The organism is Streptomyces cyslabdanicus (assembly GCF_052663305.1).
This window is the reverse complement of record NZ_JBQRUW010000007.1, coordinates 244768-268855: the sequence shown is the minus strand read 5'-3', so window position 1 is coordinate 268855 and position 24088 is coordinate 244768. Positions and strand designations below refer to the sequence as shown.

Here is a 24088-nt window from a genome sequence, read left to right as displayed (position 1 = left end):
CCTGCAGGCCACCACCCCGGCACAGGCCCGGCGCGAGCCGAACCACCGCGTAGGGTGCGGGACATGGAAGATCTCGCGATACGAGCTGCCGCCGCCGCAGACGTCCCCGCCATCGTCGCCATGCTGGCGGACGACCCGCTGGGGGCGCGGCGCGAGTCCCCGGACGACCTCGCGCCCTATCTGGCAGCGCTGGAGCGGCTCAGCGCCGATCCCCACCAGCACCTGGTGGTCGCCGTACGCGGGAACCGCGTCGTCGGCACGCTCCAGCTCACGATCATCCCGGGCCTGTCCCGGCGCGGGTCCACCCGGTCGATCATCGAAGGCGTCCGCATCCACGCGGACGAGCGCGGCAGCGGGCTGGGCACGCGGCTCATCGAGTGGGCCGTCGACACATCACGGCGCGAGGGCTGCCAGTTGGTCCAGCTGACCTCGGACAGGACGCGCACCGACGCCCACCGCTTCTACGAGCGGCTGGGCTTCGAAGCCTCGCACCTGGGCTTCAAGCTCCCACTGTGAGCATCTCGAACACGGGCACGCCGAGGGGCGGGCGTTTCACGTGAAACGCCCGCCCCTCGGACCATGGAGGCATCCCGGTCCCTATCCGATGCCTCGCCATCCCTCCGGGTCCACGCCGCCGGGCACGGAAGCCTCCACGTCGTACGGCTGACGCGTGAGCACGAACGACCCGAGGTCCAGATGGTCCACGGACCCGTCCGGCCGCCGCACCACCCGCAGCACCTCTCCGGCGTAGTAGCCCTCCAGCCCCGTCCAGGTCCCGTCACCGTTGGCCCGGAACCGTGAACGCCGGCCGTTGCCGGACAGCGGCTCCAGCGAGACGAGCCCGTCGGCCGTCAACCGCAGGCCGAACCCGTAGGTCCCCCAGTACCACGGCCCCGTCAGCTCCAGCACCGACGGCTCGACCTTCCGCAGCGGCCGCCAGGGCTCCGGAATCCGCGGCTCGGCGTCGGCGACGATCCGCACAAGGTCGGCCCCCACCGTGGAGAGCGCCGGCCCGGACGTGCAGTTCGCCAGCACCACCGCGGCCACATCGTCCTCCACACCGATGGTGAGCGAGGCCAGAAAGCCCGGAAGCGACCCACCGTGCCCGACGAGGAGCCGCTCGCCCCACCGCCGCACCTCCAGCCCCAGACCGTACGCGTACCCGGACGCCACATCCGTCGCTTCGGGCGGAGCCGCCGGGGTCCTCATCTCCCGAAGCGACCCGGCGCTCAGCACCCGGTCGTCCCCCTGGACCAGGAAGGCGGCGAAGCGGGCCAGATCCCCTGTCGTGGACCACAGTTGACCGGCCGCAGCCATCCGTCCGAGGTCCTCGGCGGGCTCGGGCAGCAGCACATCGGCCCAGGGGTGCACCGCCCAGCCCCCGGCGTGCGGCGCCTCGGGGCGGGCACCCGTGCGGTGCAGACCCAGGGGTTCGAGCACGTCCCGCCGCAGGACCTCCTCCCAGGGAGCGCCCCGCAACTCCTCGACGAGCGCGCCGAGCAGGGTGTAGCCGGGATTGGAGTAGTGGAACCGCCGGCCGACCGGATGCCGCAGCGGCTCCTCCCCGAGCACATCGGCCAGTTCGGGGCGCAGGGCCCCCGGCGATCTCTCCCACCAGGGCGCCGGCGCCTCGGCGGCCAGCCCGGCCGTGTGCGCCAGCAGCTCGGCTACCGTCGCCTCCCCCACGCCGGTGCCCGGCAGATGCTTCTCCAGCGGGTCCCCGAGGTCGAGTAGGCCTTCGTCGCGCAGCCGCAGAACGAGCACGGCGGTGAAGGTCTTGGTGATCGAGCCGATGCGGTACTGCGTGTTCTCGTCCGGTGCGTGTCCGTCCACCGACGTCCGCGCACCGTGCCAGACCGTCCGCCCGTCCCGCACGACCGCGGCGACGAGCGACGGCGCCCGTCCCTCGGCCTGGGCCACGGCGATCCGGTGCAGCAGCGCCCGGCGGGTACCGGGAAGCAGGTCATCCTGGAATGTCGTCATGCCCCCAGTCCACCCGGTGCGTCCGGCACACGTCGAGCCCATTTTTCCGGACGGGCACGGAGAACCGCTCCCGGGCGGACGTCTCAAATCCGTGGCATTTCCTCGCGAGGGCGAGGTCGAGATCAGGCGGCTTGCCCCGTGTCGGCCGAGTACACCACGCTGAGCCCCGAGCACGAGGACTACCGGCGAGCCCGGATCGCACACCGATGAGTTTCCCGAGCCGCGCTGGTCTGTACGCCGGACACCCACGGACGGAAGGCTGGGCCATGCGGAAACTGATCTACGGCATGAACCTGACTCTGGACGGCTACATCGCCGCGGCCGGCGACGACATCGGCTGGAGCGGACCGCCGAGCGACGAGCTGTTCCAGTTTTGGTCCGACCAGTTGCAGGCAACCGACCTTTCGCTGTACGGGCGCAAGCTGTGGCAGACGATGAGCTCCTACTGGCCGACCGGCGACCAGCAGCCCGACGCCACCCCGGCGGAGATCGAGTTCGCGCGCCGCTGGCGGAACATGTCGAAGGTGGTGTTCTCCTCGACGATCGACAAGGTCGACTGGAACACCCGCCTGGTCACCGGCGACGCGGTCGCCGAGATCACCCGGCTCAAGGCCGAGGACGGCGGCCCGATGGACATCGGCGGCGCGACGCTCGCCGGGGCGGCCATGCGGGCCGGGCTGATCGACGAGTACGTGATCGCCGCCCATCCGGTCCTGGTGGGCGGCGGCACGCCGTTCTTCACCGCACTGGACAGCTGGGTGAACCTGAACCTGGTGGAGACGCGGACGTTTCCCGGCGGCGTGGTCCTGACCAGGTACGAAACGAGGCGCTGAGCAGCAGCACCCACGCGCTGGTCTCACGGTGATGCCGTATACGACATCGGTACGACACGGCCCGTGGGATTACGGCATCAGCGGCAAGACCCTACAGCCGGATCAGGTCTGTGCCATGTCCACGAACCGCGAGTAGTGGCCCTGGAAGGCGACCGTGATCGTCGCGGTCGGACCGTTGCGGTGCTTGGCGACGATCAGGTCAGCCTCGCCGGCGCGCGGCGACTCCTTCTCGTAGGCATCCTCGCGGTGCAGCAGGATGACCATGTCGGCGTCCTGCTCGATGGATCCGGACTCACGCAGGTCGGAGACCATCGGCTTCTTGTCGGTGCGCTGCTCGGGGCCACGGTTGAGCTGGGAGAGCGCGATGACCGGGATCTCCAACTCCTTGGCCAGCAGCTTGAGATTGCGGGACATGTCCGAGACCTCCTGCTGCCGGCTCTCGGCGCGCTTGGAACCACCGGACTGCATCAGCTGGAGATAGTCGATCACGACCAGCTTGAGGTCGTTGCGCTGCTTCAGCCGCCGGCACTTGGCGCGGATCTCCATCATCGACAGATTCGGGGAGTCGTCGATGTAGAGCGGGGCGGCCGAGACGTCCGGCATCCGGCGGGCCAGCCGCGTCCAGTCCTCGTCGGTCATCGTGCCCGACCGCATGTGGTGCAGGGCGACCCGGGCCTCGGCGGACAGCAGACGCATCGCGATCTCGTTGCGCCCCATCTCCAGCGAGAAGATGACGCTGGGCAGGTTGTTCTTGATCGACGCCGCCCGCGCGAAGTCCAGCGCGAGCGTGGACTTGCCCATCGCGGGGCGCGCCGCGATGACGATCATCTGGCCGGGGTGCAGACCGTTCGTCAGCGAGTCGAAGTCGGTGAATCCGGTGGGCACACCGGTCATCTCGCCACTGCGCGAGCCGATCGCCTCGATCTCGTCGAGCGCGCCCTCCATGATGTCGCCCAGCGGCAGGTAGTCCTCGCTGGTGCGCTGCTCGGTGACCGCGTAGACCTCGGCCTGGGCCCGGTTGACGATCTCGTCGACGTCGTCGTCGGCCGCGTATCCCATCTGGGTGATGCGCGTTCCCGCCTCGACCAGGCGGCGCAGGATCGCACGCTCGTGGACGATCTCGGCGTAGTACGCGGCGTTCGCCGCCGTCGGCACGGTCTGCACGAGCGAGTGCAGGTACGAGGCACCGCCGACCTTGTTGATCTCACCGCGTCTGGTGAGCTCGGCGGCGATGGTGATCGGGTCGGCCGGCTCACCCTTGGCGTAGACGTCGAGGATCGCCTGATAAATCGTCTCGTGCGCCGGCTTGTAGAAGTCGTGGCCCTTGAGGATCTCCACCACGTCAGCGATGGCGTCCTTGGACAGGAGCATGCCGCCGAGGACCGACTGCTCGGCATCGAGGTCCTGTGGCGGAACACGTTCGAAGGCGGAGCCCCCGTCGTCCCAGGCGCCGTTCTCCCGGCCGCGGTCGTGCTGCTCGTCCCGGCCGCGGTCCGCGCCGGGGCGGCGGGAGGCGGGCAGACGATCACCTGGACCGCTGTCGGCCCACGGGTCGTCCAAGGGCTCGGAAATGCTCACCGAGCAACCTCCTCCCGTCCGCCGAGCGGACCTCGCCGTGCCCCTCTTTGTACGGGACGGCACTGACAAATGAGAGGCCCAACTCCGCTTCAGGCGCGTCAGGTTTATGACGCTTTGGAAGCCGGCGGACGGAGCGGGCGCCGGACCACGGTAGGGCCCAGAACGGCGTCAGCCAATCTGGTTATCCACAGGCCATGTGGACGACGGCCCCGATGCTGTGGAGAACTCGGCGAATCCTGTGCACGAGCCGGTGGACAGCCTTGTGAAAAAGCCCTCGGCCTCACCCGCAAGACCCTTCTGACCTGCCGTTTTCCCGTCCACCGGCTGTGCAGAAGAAAAACTTTCCCAGTCGGACCAAGATCGCCTCGAACGGTACGCACAAGCGAACGCCACGAAACCTCAAGTAAGGAGCTCAGTAGCTTTGCATCTCTTACCTGTGGACGATTACATTGGTGCTCATGACACAGGCCCCCGCACGCCGCCCGGCGGCTCTGCGCCGGCACGACCGAGAGATCGTCGCGCTGGCCGTACCAGCCTTCGGCGCACTCGTCGCCGAGCCGCTCTTCGTGATGGCCGACAGCGCGATCGTCGGCCATCTCGGCACGGCGCAGCTCGCCGGACTCGGCATCGCCTCGGCCCTTCTGACAACCGCCGTCAGCGTCTTCGTCTTCCTCGCCTACGCCACTACGGCAGCCGTCGCCCGCCGCGTCGGGGCGGGCGATATCCCGGCCGCCATCCGCCAGGGCATGGACGGCATCTGGCTGGCGCTGCTGCTCGGGGCCGCCGTCATCGCGGTCGTCCTGCCCACGGCCCCCGCTCTGGTGGACCTCTTCGGTGCCTCGCACACCGCGGCACCGTATGCGACGACGTATCTGCGCATCTCCTCACTCGGCATTCCGGCCATGCTCGTCGTACTGGCCTCGACCGGGGTCCTTCGCGGGCTTCAGGACACCCGGACTCCGCTGTACGTGGCCGTCGCCGGTTTCGTCGCCAACGCCGTCCTCAATGTCGGGCTCGTCTACGGCGCCGGACTCGGCATCGCGGGCTCGGCCTGGGGCACCGTCATCGCCCAGTGCGGCATGGCGGCGGTGTACCTCGGCGTGGTCATTCGTGGGGCCCGCCGCCACCAGGCCTCCCTGCGGCCCGATCGGGCCGGCATCAAGGCATCCGCACAGGCGGGTGCCCCACTGCTCGTCCGTACGCTCTCCCTGCGCGCGATCCTGTTGATCGCCACAGCCGTGGCGGCCCGCCTCGGTGACGCGGACATCGCGGCCCACCAGATCATCCTGTCCCTCTGGAGCCTGCTCGCGTTCGCCCTTGACGCCATCGCCATCGCCGGACAGGCCATCATCGGCCGCTATCTCGGCGCCGACGATCCCCAGGGCGCGCGCGAGGCCTGTCGGCGCATGGTGCAGTGGGGGATAGCCGTCGGATTCGCCCTGGGACTCCTGGTGATGCTGAGCCGACCGCTCTTCCTGTCGCTGTTCACCAGTGATGCCGTCGTCAAGGACGCGGCGGTGGCCGCACTGATTCTGGTGGCGCTCTCCCAGCCGATCTGCGGCGTGGTCTTCGTCCTGGACGGTGTGCTGATGGGCGCGGGAGACGGGCCGTATCTCGCCGGCGCCATGCTGGTGACCCTGGTGGTCTTCACTCCCGTGGCGTTGCTCGTCCCCGTTCTGGGCGGCGGGCTCACCGCACTCTGGGCGGCCATGGCGTTGATGATGTCCGTGCGGATGGTGACTCTGTGGCTGCGTTCCCGCTCGGGTCGCTGGATCGTCACGGGAGCGACACGCTGACCGTTTCACGTGAAACACCGCGGGCTGAGACATTCCCCACGAAACGCCGTTTCGCGCGCCACTGACTTCAGCGCCACTGGCCTCAGTCACGCGGAAGGGGCCGCATCCTCGACGGATGCGGCCCCTTCCCGACTGCTCAAGCCGAGCGGCGTGCCTTACGCGGCGACGACCTCGATGTTGACCTTGGCGGCAACCTCGGGGTGCAGACGCACGGACGTCTCGTGACCGCCCAGGGACTTGATCGGCGTGCCCAGCTCAATGCGGCGCTTGTCGACCTCGGGACCGCCGGCGGCCTTGATCGCCGAGGCGATGTCGGCCGGGGTGACGGAACCGAACAGACGGCCGGAGTCGCCGGAGCGGACAGCCAGGCGGACCTTCACGCCCTCGAGCTGGGCCTTGATCTGGTTGGCCTGCTCGATGGTCTGGATCTCGTGGATCTTGCGAGCACGACGGATCTGCTCGACGTCCTTCTCGCCGCCCTTGGTCCAGCGGATAGCGAACTTCCGCGGGATCAGGTAGTTGCGAGCGTAGCCGTCCTTGACGTCCACGACGTCGCCCGCGGCACCGAGGCCGGAGACCTCGTGGGTGAGGATGATCTTCATGAGTGGCTCACCCTTCCCTTAGCGCGCAGTGGAGGTGTAGGGCAGCAGCGCCATCTCACGGCTGTTCTTGACGGCCGTGGCGACGTCACGCTGGTGCTGCGTGCAGTTGCCGGTCACTCGACGGGCACGGATCTTGCCGCGGTCGGAAATGAACTTCCGCAGCATGTTCGTGTCCTTGTAGTCCACGTACGTGACCTTGTCCTTGCAGAAAGCGCAGACCTTCTTCTTAGGCTTGCGCACAGGCGGCTTCGCCATGGTGTTTCTCCTGTGTGATCAAGAAGTTGGGGTACGGCCCGCCTAGAAGGGGGGCTCGTCCGAGTAGCCGCCACCGCCACCGCCGCCGGAGCCGCCGCCCCAGCCGCCGCCACCCTGGTTGCCACCGGCGGGAGCGCCGGTCGCCCACGGGTCGTCGGCGGGAGCACCGCCCTGCTGGCCGCCACCGGGGCCACCGCCCCAGCCGCCGCCACCCTGGCCGCCGCCCTGGCCGCCACCGCCGCCGTAACCACCCTGACCACCGCGGCCCGAGGTCTTGGTGACCTTGGCCGTGGCGTTGCGCAGGCTGGCACCGACTTCGTCGACGTCCAGTTCGTAGACCGTGCGCTTGACGCCCTCACGGTCCTCGTAGGACCGCTGCTTCAGCCGGCCCTGCACGATGACGCGCATGCCTCGCTGGAGCGACTCGGCGACGTTCTCCGCCGCCTGACGCCAGACCGAGCAGGTCAGGAAGAGGCTCTCGCCGTCCTTCCACTCGTTCGTCTGGCGGTCGAAGGTGCGGGGAGTGGACGCGACGCGGAACTTCGCGACCGCCGCACCGGACGGGGTGAAGCGCAGCTCGGGGTCGTCGACAAGATTGCCGACGACCGTGATGACGGTCTCGCCTGCCATGGGGGAACCTCTCGGCGGGTTTGCTCTGGCTGCTTGCTACTCGAATCCCGAGATCAGCTGAGCGAAGGGCTCAGTGGGTCTCGGGGCGGAGGACCTTGGTCCGGAGGACCGACTCGTTCAGGTTCATCTGGCGGTCGAGCTCCTTGACGACCGCAGGCTCGGCCTGCAGGTCGATGACCGAGTAGATGCCCTCGGGCTTCTTCTTGATCTCGTACGAGAGACGACGACGGCCCCAGGTGTCGACCTTCTCGACCTTTCCGCCGCCGTCACGGACGACAGAAAGGAAGTTCTCGATCAGCGGGGAGACAGAACGCTCCTCGAGATCGGGGTCGAGGATGACCATCACCTCGTAGTGACGCATGTGGAACCCACCTCCTCTGGACTCAACGGCCACGGTCGTTCCGTGGCAGGAGGGTTGTGATGCGTACGCAACGGTGCTTGCAGTACATCAGCCGCCACTGACAACGAGGGCCGGCTGACGGACTCTCCAGGTTCGCCGTGGCTCAGCCTGGGCAGACACCGTGCAGAACGTACAGACTACCCGCACACCCGCTTCCGGTTGAAATCGGGGCGCCGAACCCGTCAACCTGGACGCCTCGGGTGTGCACGGCGCTAAGATGCGCCGCTTTTCGCTGGAGGTGCCCCATGGCACAGACGATGCGACCGAACACCGCCGCGGGCGGCGGCCTCTTCTCCACCGACGGCAAGTCCCACCCGGTCCAGGACACCCTGCTCGTGGTGACCCTGGTACTGGGCGTGCTGGCGTTCATCACCGGGCTCCTCTTCCACAACCTGCACCTGCTGAGTTCCTGGGCCGGTCTGGTGGGGATCCTCACCGGCGCCTACGGACAATGGATCTCCGTGACGACGCGCGAGCGCTTCGGGCTGGTGCTCGGTCTCGGCGCCTCCGCGGTCGGCTTCTACCTCGGCCTGGCACACGGCGGCCTCTTCGGCGGCCTGTTCGGCTGACACCGGGCACGCCCGGCCGCTCCTCACGGACGGCGTCCGCCGAAGACCGCGGACGCCGCCCGTATGACCGCACGACCGGCGCCACGGCGGTGAACAGGCCGCGGCGACGGTTGCGTGCGGCCAGTCTGCGCGCTCCCAGGGCGCAGTAGGCTTCGGCGCGAGAGCCGGAGCCCCTGTACCCATGGGGACACGCCAGCCCGAGGAGCGCCCCGAATGAGCCTGACCCTGAGGACCATCAGTCGAGAGCAGCATCTGGCCTACATCCAGAACCTGCCCGCGGCGAGTCACATGCAGGTCCCGGCCTGGGCAGAGGTCAAGGCGGAGTGGCGCTCGGAGAGCCTCGGCTGGTTCGACGACCGCACCGGCGAACTGGTCGGCGCGGGTCTTGTTCTGTACCGCCAACTGCCCAAGATCAAGCGGTATCTCGCCTACCTGCCCGAGGGTCCGGTCATCAACTGGTTCGCGCCGAACCTCGACGAATGGATCCAGCCGATGCTGGCGCATCTGAAGCAGCAGGGCGCCTTCTCGGTGAAGATGGGCCCGCCGGTGATCATCCGCCGCTGGAACTCCGAGACCATCAAGAAGGGCATCCAGGACTCGGACGTCAAGCGCCTGCGCGACCTGGAGGCCGACTTCATCGAGCCCCGCGCCTTCGAGGTCGCCGACAAACTGCGCCGCATGGGCTGGCAGCAGGGCGAGGACGGCGGCGCCGGCTTCGGCGACGTGCAGCCCCGCTACATCTTCCAGGTGCCGCTCGCCAACCGGTCCCTGGAAGAGGTGCACAAGAACTTCAACCAGCTCTGGCGCCGCAACATCAAGAAGGCGGAGAAGGCCGGGGTCGAGGTCGTCCAGGGCGGCTACCAGGATCTCGAGGAATGGCAGCGGCTGTACGAGATCACTGCGGTGCGCGACCACTTCCGGCCCCGCCCGCTGTCGTACTTCCAGCGCATGTGGACGGCCCTCAACACCGAGGACCCCAACCGCATGCGGCTGTACTTCGCCCGGCACAACGGCGTGAATCTGGCAGCGGCGACGATGCTGATCGTCGGCGGGCATGTCTGGTACTCCTACGGCGCCTCCGACAACATCGGCCGTGAGGTCCGGCCCTCGAACGCGATGCAGTGGCGGATGCTGCGCGACTCCTACGCCCTCGGCGCCACGGTCTACGACCTGCGCGGCATCTCCGACTCGCTGGACGAGACCGACCACCTCTTCGGCCTGATCCAGTTCAAGGTCGGCACCGGCGGCCAGGCCGCCGAGTACCTCGGAGAGTGGGACTTCCCGCTGAACAAGCTGCTTCACAAGGCGCTCGACATCTACATGTCGCGCCGCTGACCCGAAGCACTTCGCTTCGACCCCGTCGACACCTTCCATACTTCTGATACACCGCAGCCACCAGAAAGGTTCCAGGTCCGGCCATGGCGCTCACGCTTTACGTCGACACCGCGCGCTGGCGGGCGCACCACAAGCACGTGCAGGAGCAGTTCCCCGGCCTGGTCCCGGTCTGCAAGGGCAACGGCTACGGATTCGGGCACGAGCGGCTGTCGGAGGAGGCCACTCGGCTGGGCTCCGACATCCTCGCCGTCGGCACGACGTACGAGGCCGCACGCGTCAAGGACTTCTTCAGTGGTGACCTGCTGGTGCTGACGCCGTACCGCCGCGGCGAGGAGCCGGTGCCGCTGCCCGACCGTGTGATCCGCTCGGTGTCCTCGGTCGACGGGGTGTACGGCCTCGTCGGGGCCCGCGTCGTCATCGAGGTGATGTCCTCGATGAAGCGGCACGGCATCAGCGAGCAGGATCTGCCGCAGCTGCACGCCGCCATCGAGAACGTCCGGCTGGAGGGCTTCGCCATCCACCTGCCGCTGGACCGCACGGACGGCTCGGACGCCGTGGAGGAGGTCATCGGCTGGATGGACCGGCTGCGCGCGGCCCGCCTGCCGCTGCACACGATGTTCGTCAGCCACCTCAAGGCTGAGGAACTCGCCCGGTTGCAGCAGCAGTTCCCACAGACGCATTTCCGTGCGCGCATCGGCACCCGGCTCTGGCTGGGGGACCACGAGGCCACCGAGTACCGCGGCGCGGTCCTGGACGTCACACAGGTCAACAAGGGCGACCGTTTCGGCTACCGCCAGCAGAAGGCGGCCTCGGACGGCTTCCTGGTGGTCGTGGCGGGCGGTACGTCGCACGGGGTGGGCCTGGAGGCCCCCAAGGCGCTGCACGGCGTCATGCCGCGCGCCAAGGGCGTCGCCCGCGCCGGCCTGGCCACGGTGAACCGCAACCTCTCCCCGTTCGTCTGGAGCGGCAAGCAGCGCTGGTTCGCGGAGCCGCCGCACATGCAGGTGTCGATCCTCTTCGTTCCCTCGGACGCGGAGGAGCCCAAGGTCGGCGACGAGCTGGTGGCCCATCTGCGCCACACCACCACGCAGTTCGACCGGCTCATGGACCGCTGAGCCCCCGGGCGCTGTTCCGACGCGAAAGGCCGTACCGGCGGTGCCGGTACGGCCTTTCGCATGACCTCCTGAAACCCTGTTCGCTCAGAGCGAACCACCCTGGGGTACGGACGTGCCCTGTCCGCCCCACTCCACCTGCGGCCCGTCGAAGTCGGCCTCCGGGTGCGGCGGACGGGCCCGGGTGCCGAGAACGAAGACGTCCTCGGCACCGTCGAGGACCCCGCCCGAGGGGTCGTCGTCCCCGGCTCGGCGCACCACGTCCCGCTCCGGCATGAGGATGTCGCGCACGACGACCGCGCACAGGTACAGCGTGCCCAGCAGGTGCACGACGATCGCCCCGTGGTAGCCGTCGGTCGGCAGACCCTTGTGGGCGTCTCCGCTGGTCGTGTACGCGAGGTACATCCAGATCCCCAGGAAGTACGCCACCTCGCAGGCCTGCCAGATCAGGAAGTCCCGCCACTTGGGGCGGGCCAGCGCGGCCAGCGGGACCAGCCACAGGACGTACTGCGGCGAGTAGACCTTGTTGGTGAGGATGAAGGCCGCCACGATCAGGAAGGCGAGCTGGGCGAAGCGCGGACGGCGCGGGGCGTACAGCGTCAGCGCGGCGATGCCGAGGCCGCAGAGCACCACCAGCAGCGTGGCCGAGGTGTTGACGAAGTCGGTACTCGGCGGGCTGCTCGAGTTCTGGGCCCAGACGAGCCAGAAGGAGCCGAAGTCGACGCCCCGGTCATGGCTGAACTTGTAGAACTGCCACCAGCCCTCCGAGGCGAAGGCCATCACCGGCAGGTTCACCACCAGCCAGGCGACGACCGCGCCCGCCAGGGCTTTGCCAAAGTCCCGCCACTTCCCCGCGCGCCAGCACAGCACGAACAGCGGGCCGAGCAGGAAGACGGGATAGAGCTTGGCGGCCGTGGCAAGGCCCAGCAGGACGCCGAAGGCGACCGAGCGTCCGCGGGACCACATCAGCATCGCGGCGGCCGTCAGAGCGACCGCCAGCAGGTCCCAGTTGATGGTGGCGGTCAACGCGAAGGCCGGCGCGAGGGCGACCAGCAGGCCGTCCCACGGCCGCCGGGCGTGTGTGCGGGCCACACAGACGGCGATGACGGCCGCGCACACCATCAGCATCCCGGCGTTGACCATCCAGTACCACTGCTCCTGGTGCTGGATGCTGCCGCTGTGCGGGGTCAGCCAGGAGGCCACCTCCATGAAGACCCCGGTCAGTACGGGGTACTCCAGGTACGGCATGTCGCCGGGGAGTCTGTCGAAGTAGGGCACGAGGCCTTCGGCGAAGCCGCGCCCCTGGTAGAGGTGCGGAATGTCCGAATAGCAGGCCTTCGTGTACTGCGAACTCGCGCCGAAGAACCACGCGCCCTGGTAGCAGGGGACCTTCTGGACCAGGCCGAGGGCGAACACACCGATCGCGACGAGCGCGACGACCCGTACGGGGGTCCACCAGGACCTCCCGAGCAGGGCACGCCGCCCGACGGGGCCGCCGATCAGCTCGCTGCCGGCCGCCGCGACCTCGTCCTCCTTGGTGGGCCGCACCGGGTCCGGCTCGTGCACGCTCGCTTGTGTCGATTCAGCACTGGGCATGAGGCACATCCTGCCGCACACGTCCAAGAAAAAGCCGAGGGCCGCCGCACCCGGTGGGTGCGGCGGCCCTTGTTTCACGTGAAACACCCTCGTGGGGCGGTCAGGCGGCTAGTTGGTTGTGCCTCCGAAGATGTTGTTGCCTCCATTGCCGTTGCCGCGGTTGCCGCCTCCATTGCCATTGCCGTTGCCGTTGTTGTCGATGCCTGAATCGGTCGGTGACGGCGACGGACTGTTACCGCCGTCCGTACCTCCGTCGCTCGTGTCACCGCCGGTGTCGTTGCAGCCGAAGAAGCCACAGCGCGATCGGGACGGCGTGGGAGTCGGACTGGGCTCGATCTCACTGGGCGTGGGGGACGGCGTCGGGCTCGCCTCCTCGGACTCGGTGGCCGAGGGGGACGGCGTCGGGCTGGGCGCGGCGTTGACGATCTCGCCGATGGGCTCCGGCGTCGGGAACTTCTCGGCCGGCATGCCCTGGAGCGCCTCCATCATGTAGTCGTGCCAGATCTCGGAGGGGAACGAGGAACCGTGGATCTTGTCCTGGCCACCCGTGCCGTACATCTTCTCGAACTTGCGCGACTTGTTCTTCTCGTCGTCGTCCATCCGGAACATGCCGATCGCGGTGGACAGCTGCGGGGTGTAGCCGACGAACCAGGCTGACTTGTTTCCGTCGGTGGTACCGGTCTTGCCGGCCACCTCACGCCCGGGCAGCCGGGCGTTGGTGCCCGTACCCTTCTCGACCACGGTCTTGAGGATGTCCGTGACGTTGTCGGCGACGGCCGGCGTGAAGGCCTGCTTGGGCTTGTTCTCGTGCGTGTAGACCTGCCCGTCCTTGCTGTTGACCTCCAGGACGGAGAACGGGTCGTTCTGCTCACCGCTCTTGGCGAAGGTGGCGTAGGCGCCCGCCATGCGGATGGCGCTGGGGTCGGAGATGCCGATGGAGAAGGACGGGAAGCTGGTGCCGGCCAGGCTGTTCTCCTTCAGGCCGGCGTCCAGGGCGGCCTGCTTGACCTTGTCCAGGCCGACGTCCATGCCGAGCTGAACGAAGGCGGAGTTCACCGACTCCCGCATCGCCTCGCGCAGGTCGATCATGTAGTCCGGGGGATCTCCGACCGAGTCGTTGCCGTCGTTGCGCTGCAGCCACTCCCCGCCCTTCTCGTTCCTCCAGACGGTCCCGTCGTACTCCTTGATCTTGAGCTTGTTCTGACCGCTGTAGCGGCTCTTGGGCGACACCTGGGTGCGCTCGTCCTGTGGCTGCGACGGGTCCCCGTGCGGATCACGGACACCGTCGCGCATGGCCGCGGCCAGTACGAAGGGCTTGAACGTCGAGCCGACCTGGGCACCGGTCGCGTCGGCGTTGTTGGTGAAGTGCCTGGTCGCGTCCTCACCGCCGTAGATCGCCACGATGGCACCCGTCTTGGGGTCCACCGAGGCCCCGCCGAACTGGACGTGCGTGTCCGTCTTCGGGCGCAGCTTGGGGTTGATGTTGGCCTTCTGAACCTTCTTGACTGCCGCTTCCAGCTTCGTGACCTTCTTCTTGTTGAAGGTCGTCTTGATCGTGTAGCCACCCAGCCGCAGCTTGTCCGCGGTGATGCCGGTCTCGTCGCTGTGGGTGACCAGATAGCTGTTGGCCAGGTCGACGAGGTAGCCGATCTGACCGCTCAGCTGGGTGTTCGACCGCGGGTTCTTCCAGGCGGGGAGCGTGGTGTACTTCTCCCGCTCGGTGAGGTCCAGATGCTTTCCCTCGACCATCTTGTCGAGCGTGTCCTGCATCTGCGTCAGGGCCCGCTTGGTGTTCTTCTCCGCGGTGGCCTGGACGGGGTCGATGGAGGTCTGTCCCGCCGGGTCGTAGTACGTGGCGCCCTTGAGCGTGGCGGCCAGGAAGGCACACTCGCCCGGGTTCAGATCGATGGCTTCCTTGTTGAAGTAGGCGCGTGCCGCCGCCTGGAGCCCGTAGGCACCCCGGCCGTAGTAGGCCGAGTTCAGGTAGCCCGCCAGGATCTCCTTCTTGTCGACGGTGGTGCCCACCTTGATCGAGATGAAGATCTCCTTGAACTTACGGGAGATCGTCTGCGACTGGTCGTCCAGCCTCGCGTTCTTCACGTACTGCTGGGTGATGGTGGAGCCACCCTGGGTCTGGCCGCCGGTGGCCATGTTGAAGAACGCGCGGGCGATGCCCTTGGGGTCGACGCCGCTGTCGGAGTAGAAGGTCTTGTTCTCCTGGGAGATGACCGCCCACTGCATCGCCTCGGGGATCTGCGACAGGTTGATGATCTGCCGGTTCGTCTCACCACCCGTCGAGACCATCTGCGAACCGTCGGACCAGAGGTAGACGTTGTTCTGCGCGGTCGCGGTCTGCGCGACGTCGGGCACGCCCACCATGGCGTACCCGATACCGGCGACCGCCACCAGGCTCCCCATGAAGCCGATGAACAGCCCCGTCACGAGCCTCCAGGACGGCATCCAGCGCTGCCACCCGTCCTTGCCCGCGCGCGGGTAGTCGACGAAGCGGTTCTTGGCGGGCGGCGCCGCTCGGCCGCGCCCGGGCCCGTTCGGGCCGCCGGGCCGGCCGCGGCGGCCGCCGCTACCTCTCTGCGCCGCCCGCCGAGCGGCGGCACGGCCCTCGTACGGGCGCTCCTCACCCCCCGCGCCGCGCGAACCCGACCTCGGACCCGGCCCGTGGGGATCGGATCCATAGGAGTCGGCAGGAGATCCGCTGGCGCCTCGCGGTGCCGCGCGGCGACCGGGGGACGAGCCGGACTGGCCACGTCGGGCCGCGGCACGTCCGCCTCCCTGCGGCTGCGGCGGTTTGCGACGGTGCTCGCTCATCGAACGATTACTCCTCGGGCAGGCGCACCCTTGCGCGCCTGGAAACGGCGGCTGGTTTCCGGTCCCCCCGAAGTACGGATGTGGTCGGTCGCGTATTCACCCGTACCGCACCGGGGACGTGGACGTTCCCCAGGCGTCACATGGTTCCCGTCGGTGTGCATGGCGCACAGACTACGCACTGTCAAAACCCGCTGAGCCCCGAAGTTCACCCCAAACCAGGCAACTTGCCCCGGACCAACCTGCGATGTGATCCCGTTCACCCTGCCCCCTCTTGTCGCATCCGGGGCTGGGATCTATCGTCGTGATGTATCGAGTCGATACATCAGTGTGAGATAAGCACCGTCACGGCACCCGGAGCGGCCCCCGCCGCCACCGGATCGCGGCAGAGAGGAGGCGACGATGGGCCGGCGTTCCGGCATCCTCGAGTTCGCCGTACTCGGCCTGCTCCGCGAATCCCCGATGCACGGCTACGAGCTGCGCAAACGACTCAACACGTCACTGGGTGTGTTCCGTGCGTTCAGCTACGGGACGCTCTATCCCTGCCTCAAGACGCTGGTCGCCAACGGCTGGTTGATCGAGGAACCGGGGAACGCTCTCGAGGACGCCGTCTCCGCCGCGCTCGCGGGGCGCCGCGCCAAAATCGTCTACCGGTTGACGGCCGAAGGTAAGGAACACTTCGAGGAGCTGCTCTCGCAGACGGGCCCCGACACCTACGAGGACGAGCACTTCGCCGCGCGCTTCGCCTTCTTCGGGCAGACGTCGCGCGACGTACGCATGCGCGTGCTGGAGGGCCGCCGCAGCCGCCTGGAGGAGCGTCTGGAGAAGATGCGTGCCTCCCTGACGCGGACCCGGGAGCGCCTCGACGACTACACACTCGAGCTCCAGCGCCACGGAATGGAGTCCGTGGAGCGCGAAGTGCGCTGGCTGAACGAGCTCATCGAGAGCGAGCGGGCCGGGCGGGACCTCAAGGGTTCCGCCTCCGGGGGACCCGCGTCGCTGGACACCACCACTGGAGCGACGGGCGGCCTGCCCCGGTCCGGGGAGTCTCCCCGGCCGGATACGCCCGACGACACCGCCACGTGAGGTCCCGTCGGGGCTTCACCGATTACACACAGGGAGCAACCGGAATGGGTTCGGTTCGCGTAGCCATCGTCGGCGTGGGCAACTGCGCCGCGTCGCTGGTGCAGGGCGTCGAGTACTACAAGGACGCCGACCCGGCGTCCAAGGTCCCGGGTCTCATGCACGTGCAGTTCGGCGACTACCACGTGCGTGACATCGAGTTCGTCGCCGCCTTCGACGTCGACGCCAAGAAGGTCGGCCTGGACCTCGCGGACGCCATCGGCGCCTCCGAGAACAACACCATCAAGATCTGCGACGTCCCCAGCACCGGTGTGACGGTCCAGCGCGGCCACACCCTCGACGGTCTCGGCAAGTACTACCGGGAGACCATCGAGGAGTCCGCCGAGGCCCCGGTCGACGTCGTCCAGATCCTCAAGGACAAGCAGATCGACGTCCTGGTCTGCTACCTGCCCGTGGGCTCCGAGGCCGCGGCGAAGTTCTACGCCCAGTGCGCCATCGACGCCAAGGTCGCCTTCGTCAACGCGCTCCCGGTCTTCATCGCCGGCACCAAGGAGTGGGCGGACAAGTTCACCGAGGCGGGCGTCCCGATCGTCGGCGACGACATCAAGTCGCAGGTCGGCGCGACCATCACGCACCGCGTCATGGCGAAGCTGTTCGAGGACCGCGGTGTCGTCCTGGACCGCACCATGCAGCTGAACGTCGGCGGCAACATGGACTTCAAGAACATGCTGGAGCGCGACCGGCTGGAGTCCAAGAAGATCTCCAAGACCCAGGCCGTCACCTCGCAGATCCCCGACCGGGACCTCGGTGAGAAGAACGTCCACATCGGCCCGTCCGACTACGTGGCCTGGCTCGACGACCGCAAGTGGGCCTACGTCCGCCTCGAGGGCCGCGCCTTCGGCGACGTTCCCCTGAGCCTGGAGTACAAGCTCGAGGTCTGGGACTCCCCGAACTCCGCCGGTGTCATCATCGACGCCCTGCGTGCCGCGAAGATCGCCAAGGACCGGGGCATCGGTGGTCCGATCCTGTCGGCGTCCTCGTACTTCATGAAGTCCCCGCCGGTGCAGTACTTCGACGACGAGGCCCGCGAGAACGTGGAGAAGTTCATCCGCGGCGAGGTCGAGCGCTAGAGAGCGCTTCGCAAAACCGCTCCTGCCAGGGCTGTTGGGCCCCCGTCCGTGTACGCCGCGCGTGCACCCGGGGGCCCTCCCACATGTGAGGCTGTGCCCCATGGCCGTCGTCCGTGACCTGCGTGTCCTGCTGCGCTTGAGGGACTTCAGGCGCCTGCTCGCCGTGCGGGTGCTCTCCCAGAGCGCCGACGGCGTCTACCAGGTCGCGCTCGCCACCTACGTGGTCTTCTCACCGGAGAAGCAGACCTCGCCCGCCGCGATCGCCTCCGCGATGGCGGTGCTGCTCCTGCCGTACTCCCTGGTCGGCCCTTTCGCGGGCGTGCTGCTGGACCGCTGGCGCCGCCGCCAGGTCTTCCTCTACGGCAACCTGGCGCGTGCCGTGATGGCGACGGCCACGGCCGTGCTGATGGTCGCCGCCGTGCCGACCTGGCTGTTCTACGTCTCCGCGCTGTGTGTCACCGCCGTCAACCGCTTCGTCCTCGCCGGCCTGTCCGCCGCGCTGCCGCGGGTGGTCGACGCCGAGCGGCTGGTGATGGCCAACTCCCTGTCGCCGACCGCCGGTTCCCTGGCGGCGTTCGCGGGTGGCGGTCTCGCCTTCGCCGTACGGCTGGTGGGAGCGGACTCCGACGCGGCCGTGGTGCTGCTGGGGGCCGCCCTGTATCTGTGCGCGGCCCTGGCCTCGCTGCTCATGGCACCGGATCTGCTCGGGCCCGACGGGGGGCCGAAGCGGCCACGGCTGGGCACGGCACTGACCGTCACCGCACGCGACCTGATGGCGGCTGTCCGGCACCTCGCGGCGCCGTCACGGCGGCGGGCCGCCTGGGCGCTGGCTTCGATGACGCTGATGCGGTTCTGCTACGGGGCACTGACCGTCCTGGTGCTGATGCTGTGCCGCTACGGCCTGACCTCGAACACACGGGAGGGGTTGCGTCTGCTCGGGCTGGCACTGGCCCTCTCCGGCGTCGGCTTCTTCGCGGCGGCCGTGGTGACACCGTGGGCGGCGGGCCGGCTCGGGCCGGCCCGCTGGATCGCCGTGTGCGCCGGTTGCGCCGCGGTTCTCGAGCCCGCCCTGGGCCTGCCGTTCACTGCGGGTCCTTTGCTGGTCGCGGCGTTCGTGCTGGGGCTGACCACCCAGGGCGCCAAGATCGCCACGGACACGATGGTGCAGTCCGCGGTCGCCGACGGTTTCCGCGGCCGGATCTTCTCCGTGTACGACGTGCTGTTCAACGTGGCGTTCGTCGGCGCCGCGGGGGTCGCCGCGCTGATACTCCCGACGGACGGCCGCTCGGCCGCACTCGTCGTCATGGTCGCCGTGATCTATGGAGCGGTCGCGGCAGCTATGACCCGTTTTGCGGGCCGGTAAGTGTCACATCAATGACACAGAGTCCCCGCCGGCTACGGCAGTGTCGGTCCTGACCTGTAACTTACGTGCGTCTTATTTCGACAGCATGTTCCAGCCATCATGCTCAAGTTCCAGGGGGATCCCCAAGTGACCACTCCGCCGCCCCAGGGCCAGAACCCGCACGCCCAGGCGCCCACCGCTCCCCTGGGGCAGCAGCCCGGTCAGCCCGTAGCCCCGCAGCAGCCCTACCCGCCGCAGGCGCCGTACGCCCCCTTCCCGCAGCAGCAGGGTGCACCGGTCCCGCCGCCTGTTCCGCAGAAGTCCGGGGGCAAGAAGGCGCTGCGCATCGTCGGGGGGATCGTCGTCGCTGTCGCCATCGTCCTCGTCAAGTTCGGTATCGGCTGGTGGTTCAGCCAGAGCGACGCCGAGACGACCTCGGTGGGCGCCTGCCTGCACAACAAGGGAAACGACTCCAAGCCCGATCTCAAGGAGGTCGACTGCTCCTCGGGTGAGGCCGAGTACAAGGTGATCCAGAAGTTCGAGGGCTCCTCCGACGAGAACAAGTGCGAAGAGGTCAAGGGGTGGACCGTCTCCTACATCCAGACCGGAGGCGGGCACGACGTGGTGCTGTGCCTGAAGGAGACCGGCGCCGGCGCGGGGCAGTAGCCGCCGTATGACCCATGCCAAAGGGGCGATGTTTCACGTGGAACATCGCCCCTTGGTGTTTCCCGGGCTCGTGTTTCACGTGAAACACGAGCCCTTTTCGCACGGCCTCAGCCCTGCTCCTCCTGCTCGGCCCACCACTCCTTGAGCGCCGCCACCGCCGCGTCGTGCCCCATCGGGCCGTTCTCGAGACGGAGCTCCAGCAGGTACGTGTACGCCTTGCCGACGGCCGGTCCGGGCTTGACGCCGAGGATCTCCATGATCTGGTTGCCGTCGAGCTCCGGGCGGATCGCGTCGAGCTCCTCCCGCTCCTGAAGTTGGGCGATGCGCTCCTCGAGACCGTCGTACGCCCGGGACAGCGCACCCGCCTTGCGCTTGTTACGGGTGGTGCAGTCCGAGCGGGTCAGCTTGTGAAGGCGGTCGAGCAGCGGGCCGGCGTCGCGGACATAGCGGCGGACCGCCGAGTCCGTCCACTCTCCGGTGCCGTAGCCATGGAAACGCAGATGGAGTTCGACCAGCCGTGAAACGTCCTTCACCAGCTCGTTGGAGTACTTCAGCGCGGTCATGCGCTTCTTGGTCATCTTCGCGCCGACCACCTCGTGATGGTGGAAGGAGACCCGGCCGTCCTTCTCGAAGCGGCGCGTGCGCGGCTTACCGATGTCGTGCAGAAGGGCGGCAAGGCGGAGGGTCAGGTCGGGCTCCTCCTCCAGCGCCATCGCCTGCTCCAGCACAATCAGCGTGTGGTCGTAGACGTCCTTGTGCCGGTGGTGCTCGTCGCTCTCCAGACGCAGGGCGGGCAGCTCGGGCAGGACATGACCGGCCAGACCGGTGTCGACGAGCAGGGTCAGGCCCTTGCGCGGGTGGGCCGACAGGACCAGCTTGTTCAGCTCGTCCCGGACCCGCTCGGCCGAGACGATCTCGATGCGCCCCGTCATCTCCTTGATCGCCGTCACGACCTCCGGGGCGACGTCGAAGTCGAGCTGGGCAGCGAAACGCGCGGCCCGCATCATGCGCAGCGGATCGTCCGAGAAGGACTCCTCGGGTGTGCCCGGGGTGCACAGCACACGTGCCTCGAGGTCGCCGATCCCACCATGCGGATCGATGAACGCCTTCTCCGGCAGCGCGACGGCCATGGCGTTGACCGTGAAGTCACGGCGGACGAGGTCCTCCTCGATGGAGTCGCCGTACGACACCTCGGGCTTGCGCGAGGAGCGGTCGTAGGCCTCCGACCGGTAGGTGGTCACCTCGATCTGGAAGCACCGGTCGACGTCCCCGACGCGGGCCTGCTTCTGTGCCCCGACGGTGCCGAAGGCGATCCCGACCTCCCAAACGGCGTCCGCCCAGGGCCGCACGATCTTCAGTACGTCCTCGGGGCGGGCGTCGGTCGTGAAGTCCAGGTCGTTGCCGAGCCGGCCGAGCAGCGCGTCCCGGACCGAGCCGCCGACCAGGGCGAGGGAGAACCCGGCCTCCTGGAAACGGCGCGCGAGATCGTCGGCGACGGGGGCCACCCGCAGCAGCTCGCTCACCGCGCGCTGCTGCACCTGGCTCAGGGCAGGGGAAGTGTCTTCGTTGGCGTTCGGCACAACAGAAAAGGGTACGTGGCCCGCGCACGCGGCCGCGCCGCCATTGTTCGGGGGCCGGGCGCGGCCGATGCGCGGGAACGACATCATCGGGGCCGCGGCGGCAGACCCGGCGCACTCCTTATTACTTATTACCGACTCAAGCCATGCCTTTGTGACGTAACGAACAGCATCCCGGGATACAGGCATATCCAGGGCGGTCCACCAGCGTCCAACGATCATGTGACCGCCTCCGAGGCACTTCCCCTCGGCGCACATCGTTACCATGCGTGGACGCACATTCCGACGACCACTGACGACGAGGGACGGGCGAGCGCGTGGCCGAGGCGGCAGACTTCCAGGGGACCAGTCCCTCACCTGCCCGCCGCCGGCTGCGGCGTGCCGGGGCGCTGCTCACTGGAGCACCGCTGCTGGCCGCTCTGCTCCAGCTGCCCGCCGCACCGTCCGTACACGCCGCCGGGCAGGAGTCCCCGCAGGCCGCATCGGGCTCGCGCACGGTGGCCGTCTCGCTCGACTCGCTCAGTCCCAGCGCCCCCACGGACGGGGACACACTGACCGTCTCCGGCACGGTGACGAACAAGGGCAAGCAGGCCGTCACCGACGCCCGTGTGGGCCTGCGTCTGGGGCCGGAGCTGAACACCCGCTCGGCGATCGACACCGTGGCCCAGCGCACCACATTCGATCCAGGCGCCGACGGGCCCGAGATCGGCGGCAAGTACGTCCAGAAGTTCACCCGGCTCACTCCGGGCGTGGCCGAGCACTTCAGCATCTCCGTGCCGGTCGACAAGCTGAACCTCGTCACGAACGGCGTCTACGAACTCTCCGTCTCGCTGTCCGGCCAGACCTCCGTCCAGCCCTGGGAGCAGGTCCTGGGCATCCAGCGCACGTTCCTGCCGTGGCAGCCGGACGAGGCGGGCACGAAGACGAAGACGACCTATCTGTGGCCGCTCGTGTCCAGCATCCACATGACGGCCGAGACGGGCCCCGGCGCACAGCAGACACCGGTCTTCCTCGACGAGGACCTCGCCAAGGACATCGCTCCCGGCGGGCGCCTGGAGCAGATGCTGTCGCTGGGCAAGGCCCTCGACGTCACCTGGGTGATCGACCCCGACCTCCTGGCGTCCGTCGACGCCATGACCCGCAACTACCGCATCCAGGCCGGCGACGGCACGTCCGTGCCGGGCACCCATCAGGATGTCGCCAAGAAGTGGCTCGCCGAACTCCAGCAGGCGGTGGCGGGCAAGGACGTCGTGGCACTTCCCTTCGCCGACCCGGACCTGGCCTCCCTCGCCCACCACGGCACGAGCGTCACCGGCTCACTGAGCCAGCTCAAGGACGCCACCGACGTCGCCGCCAGCACGGTGGAGACGGTGCTCCACGTGAAACCGAGCACGGACTTCGCCTGGCCCGTGGACGGCGCCATCGACGGTTCGATCGTCAAGGTCGCCACCTCCGCGGGAGCCGACAAGGTCATCACACGCAGCGACAGCCTCGAGGAGACCAGCGGGCTGACCTACACGCCCTCCGCCGCCCGCCCGATCGGCGGCGGCACCACGGCGGTCGTCGCGGACGCCCGCCTGTCGACGTCGTTCGAGGGCGACCTGACACAGGCCGGCGCCACCACGCTCGCCGTGCAGGAGTTCCTCGCCCAGAGCCTGGAGCTCGACAACCAGACGAGCATGCAGCGCAGCATCGTCGTGGCCCCGCAGCGCATGCCCACCGGTGACCAGGCCCACGCCATGGCGCAGGCGCTGACGGCCCTCCAGCAGAGCACGTGGTCCCAGTCGCAGGACCTGACCGCGGCCGCCGCGGCCAAGCCGGACCCCGACGCCACCACGAAGATCCCGTCCACCGCGGACTACCCCTCCTCGCTGCGCAAGAAGGAGATCGGGCGGACCGCCTTCTGGACGATCGCCAGAACGCAGGACAAGGTCGACAACTTCAAGGTCGTCCTCACCGACCCGTCCCGGGTCGCCACGCCCTTCGGACGGGCCATAAACCGGGAGATGGCCACGTCCTGGCGCGGCAGGTCCGGCGAGGCGACGAACTTCCGTGACGGCGTGGAGGCGTACCTCGACGACCTCTCCGAGCAGGTCAAGCTGATCGACAAGTCGGAGACGAAGCTCTCCGGCCGCAGCGCCACGATCCCGGTGACCGTGCAGAACAACCTGGTCCAGGGCGTCGACCACCTGGTGCTGCGCCTCACCTCGACCAACCCCACCCGCCTCAAGATCGGCGGCAAGGCGTACGACGAGGAGCCCGTCGCGGTCTCGGGCGGGCACAGCCAGTCCGTGAAGTTCACCACGTCGGCCAACGCCAACGGCCCCGTGACGGTGATCGCCCAGCTCTACACGCAGGACGGCCGGGAATACGGCGCGCCCGTCACCTTCGACGTGAAGGTCACCGAGATCACGGCCACGGTGATGCTGGTCATCGGCGGCGGCGTCCTGCTGCTCGTCCTCGCCGGCTTCCGCATGTACACCCAGCGCAAGCGCGCGGCGGCCAAGGAGGCCGTCCAGGACCCGCAGGACGCCGAAAGCGGTGGGGAAGCCACCGGAGAAGAAGCCGGTGACGGCGCGGACGAGTCGGAAAGCGGCACGCCGGAGAACCCCGAAGGCACCGCCGGTCGTCTCACAGAAGAGTCCGGCACCCGGTCCCGGGCAGACGCCCCGGAGCAGCCGAGTGACCCGACACCAAACACCGCAGCGGAAAGCACAGACCCGTCCGGCACGGGTGAGAAGGTGGACCGTTGAGGATGTCGTGGCCCGGAGGGCCCGG

General features: G+C 68.5%; 20 protein-coding genes. 11 read left to right on the top strand and 9 right to left on the bottom strand.

Features of this window, described 5'->3' with window-relative positions; genetic code table 11:
* Nucleotides 1-63 precede the first annotated feature (63 nt).
* The gene (locus ACTYVM_RS05695; protein ID WP_400030514.1) at nt 64-516 is read left to right on the top strand and encodes a GNAT family N-acetyltransferase; all 453 of its coding nucleotides are present in this window, start codon (nt 64-66) and stop codon (nt 514-516) included.
* Nucleotides 517-597: 81 nt separating this feature from the next.
* Here the strand turns inward: ACTYVM_RS05695 and ACTYVM_RS05690 are convergent, their stop codons facing one another.
* Complete coding sequence (locus ACTYVM_RS05690; protein WP_445524849.1) at nt 598-1983, bottom strand: serine hydrolase domain-containing protein; 1386 nt, start codon at nt 1981-1983, stop codon at nt 598-600.
* Between the two features lie 266 nt (nt 1984-2249).
* On the opposite strand from ACTYVM_RS05690, the gene ACTYVM_RS05685 reads away from it, so the two are divergent.
* Nucleotides 2250-2816 carry a dihydrofolate reductase family protein gene (locus ACTYVM_RS05685; RefSeq protein WP_445524848.1) on the top strand — a complete coding sequence of 189 codons (567 nt, stop codon included), beginning with the start codon at nt 2250-2252 and terminating at the stop codon, nt 2814-2816.
* A gap of 102 nt (nt 2817-2918) precedes the next feature.
* On the opposite strand, the gene dnaB is transcribed toward ACTYVM_RS05685, so the two are convergent.
* Nucleotides 2919-4394 (bottom strand): replicative DNA helicase, encoded by a 1476-nt coding sequence (gene dnaB, locus ACTYVM_RS05680; RefSeq protein WP_445524847.1) that lies wholly within the window; start codon nt 4392-4394, stop codon nt 2919-2921.
* A 458-nt stretch (nt 4395-4852) separates the two neighbouring features.
* Between dnaB and ACTYVM_RS05675 the strand changes: the two genes are divergently transcribed.
* Nucleotides 4853-6190 (top strand): MATE family efflux transporter, encoded by a 1338-nt coding sequence (locus ACTYVM_RS05675; protein WP_445524846.1) that lies wholly within the window; start codon nt 4853-4855, stop codon nt 6188-6190.
* Between the two features lie 155 nt (nt 6191-6345).
* Here ACTYVM_RS05675 and rplI read toward each other — a convergent pair whose 3' ends face one another.
* The 4 genes from rplI to rpsF form a co-directional block, all read right to left on the bottom strand.
* Nucleotides 6346-6792 (bottom strand): 50S ribosomal protein L9, encoded by a 447-nt coding sequence (rplI, locus tag ACTYVM_RS05670; protein ID WP_400030499.1) that lies wholly within the window; start codon nt 6790-6792, stop codon nt 6346-6348.
* Between the two features lie 18 nt (nt 6793-6810).
* Nucleotides 6811-7047, bottom strand: coding sequence for a 30S ribosomal protein S18 (rpsR, locus tag ACTYVM_RS05665; RefSeq protein ID WP_003949403.1), 237 nt, complete (start codon nt 7045-7047; stop codon nt 6811-6813).
* A 42-nt stretch (nt 7048-7089) separates the two neighbouring features.
* The gene (locus tag ACTYVM_RS05660; RefSeq protein ID WP_445524845.1) at nt 7090-7677 is read right to left on the bottom strand and encodes a single-stranded DNA-binding protein; all 588 of its coding nucleotides are present in this window, start codon (nt 7675-7677) and stop codon (nt 7090-7092) included.
* 70 nt (nt 7678-7747) lie between these two features.
* Entirely contained in the window at nt 7748-8038 is a 291-nt protein-coding gene (rpsF, locus tag ACTYVM_RS05655; RefSeq protein ID WP_019324683.1) for a 30S ribosomal protein S6, read from the bottom strand.
* 284 nt (nt 8039-8322) lie between these two features.
* On the opposite strand from rpsF, the gene ACTYVM_RS05650 reads away from it, so the two are divergent.
* From ACTYVM_RS05650 to ACTYVM_RS05640, 3 genes are all read left to right on the top strand, one after another.
* Nucleotides 8323-8646, top strand: coding sequence for a hypothetical protein (locus tag ACTYVM_RS05650; protein ID WP_445524844.1), 324 nt, complete (start codon nt 8323-8325; stop codon nt 8644-8646).
* 213 nt (nt 8647-8859) lie between these two features.
* Entirely contained in the window at nt 8860-9981 is a 1122-nt protein-coding gene (femX, locus tag ACTYVM_RS05645; RefSeq protein WP_445524843.1) for a peptidoglycan bridge formation glycyltransferase FemX, read from the top strand.
* An 83-nt stretch (nt 9982-10064) separates the two neighbouring features.
* Nucleotides 10065-11096, top strand: a complete 1032-nt coding sequence (locus tag ACTYVM_RS05640; protein ID WP_400030491.1) for an alanine racemase — start codon at nt 10065-10067, stop codon at nt 11094-11096.
* A gap of 84 nt (nt 11097-11180) precedes the next feature.
* Here ACTYVM_RS05640 and ACTYVM_RS05635 read toward each other — a convergent pair whose 3' ends face one another.
* Nucleotides 11181-12689 carry a glycosyltransferase family 87 protein gene (locus tag ACTYVM_RS05635; RefSeq protein WP_445524842.1) on the bottom strand — a complete coding sequence of 503 codons (1509 nt, stop codon included), beginning with the start codon at nt 12687-12689 and terminating at the stop codon, nt 11181-11183.
* Between the two features lie 108 nt (nt 12690-12797).
* Entirely contained in the window at nt 12798-15515 is a 2718-nt protein-coding gene (locus tag ACTYVM_RS05630; RefSeq protein ID WP_445524841.1) for a transglycosylase domain-containing protein, read from the bottom strand.
* 399 nt (nt 15516-15914) lie between these two features.
* Between ACTYVM_RS05630 and ACTYVM_RS05625 the strand changes: the two genes are divergently transcribed.
* The 4 genes from ACTYVM_RS05625 to ACTYVM_RS05610 all read left to right on the top strand — a co-directional run bounded on the left by ACTYVM_RS05625 (nt 15915) and on the right by ACTYVM_RS05610 (nt 19733).
* Nucleotides 15915-16598 carry a PadR family transcriptional regulator gene (locus ACTYVM_RS05625; protein ID WP_400030485.1) on the top strand — a complete coding sequence of 228 codons (684 nt, stop codon included), beginning with the start codon at nt 15915-15917 and terminating at the stop codon, nt 16596-16598.
* Nucleotides 16599-16642: 44 nt separating this feature from the next.
* Nucleotides 16643-17725: an inositol-3-phosphate synthase gene (locus ACTYVM_RS05620; RefSeq protein WP_445524840.1), complete on the top strand. Its 1083-nt coding sequence runs from the start codon at nt 16643-16645 to the stop codon at nt 17723-17725.
* Between the two features lie 100 nt (nt 17726-17825).
* Nucleotides 17826-19088, top strand: a complete 1263-nt coding sequence (locus ACTYVM_RS05615) for an MFS transporter (RefSeq protein WP_445524839.1) — start codon at nt 17826-17828, stop codon at nt 19086-19088.
* A 126-nt stretch (nt 19089-19214) separates the two neighbouring features.
* Nucleotides 19215-19733 carry an LppU/SCO3897 family protein gene (locus tag ACTYVM_RS05610; RefSeq protein WP_445524838.1) on the top strand — a complete coding sequence of 173 codons (519 nt, stop codon included), beginning with the start codon at nt 19215-19217 and terminating at the stop codon, nt 19731-19733.
* 107 nt (nt 19734-19840) lie between these two features.
* Here ACTYVM_RS05610 and ACTYVM_RS05605 read toward each other — a convergent pair whose 3' ends face one another.
* Entirely contained in the window at nt 19841-21313 is a 1473-nt protein-coding gene (locus ACTYVM_RS05605) for a CCA tRNA nucleotidyltransferase (protein WP_445524837.1), read from the bottom strand.
* Between the two features lie 314 nt (nt 21314-21627).
* On the opposite strand from ACTYVM_RS05605, the gene ACTYVM_RS05600 reads away from it, so the two are divergent.
* On the top strand, nt 21628-24063 hold the full coding sequence (locus ACTYVM_RS05600; protein ID WP_445524836.1) for a DUF6049 family protein: 2436 nt from the start codon (nt 21628-21630) through the stop codon (nt 24061-24063).
* Nucleotides 24064-24088: the final 25 nt, after the last annotated feature.